Source organism: Lactobacillus nasalidis (genome assembly GCF_016587775.1).
GTDB classification, from domain to species: domain Bacteria; phylum Bacillota; class Bacilli; order Lactobacillales; family Lactobacillaceae; genus Lactobacillus; species Lactobacillus nasalidis.
In genome coordinates this window covers 1-407 of the sequence record NZ_BOCG01000232.1, presented here as the reverse complement: position 1 = coordinate 407, position 407 = coordinate 1, and the positions used below count along the sequence as shown (strand labels likewise).

Annotated in this window: 1 protein-coding gene; it reads right to left on the bottom strand. The window is 48.4% G+C overall.

Going from position 1 to position 407, the window contains the following annotated elements:
• A partial coding sequence (locus tag lacNas_RS03845) for a transposase (protein ID WP_201335873.1) occupies positions 1 to 407 on the bottom strand: 407 nt, incomplete at both ends.

The following is a 407-nucleotide window of genomic DNA, read 5'->3' as shown; positions in this document are numbered from 1 at the left end:
ACTGACCGTTTCCATGTCTTGTTCTTGCCAATCACAATAGTATTTGCTCCACAGCTTAGCGCGTAATCTACTATGCGCTTGGATGCCTTGTGGGCAAATTGACGAATCTTGGCATTGCGCCAATCGGTTAGGCGCTGCATGGATTTGGTCTGGCCGTATACCGCCTTTGGGCCTTGCTTGGTGCTGATAATGCTTTCGAGCTGATGGTATTGAGCTTGAAGACTCTTCAATTTCGCCATGCGCTTGTTGTAGTATTGGTTGACGGATTTGATCGCACGACCACTAATGAGTAAGGCCTTGTCACCCGTATTTGAGACGCAGGCAAATGCATTATCAACACCTGGGTCAATACCGATATAGCGGCAGTTGTCTGGCAGATATGGCTTCTGGCTTGCAGCTGGAGTGTA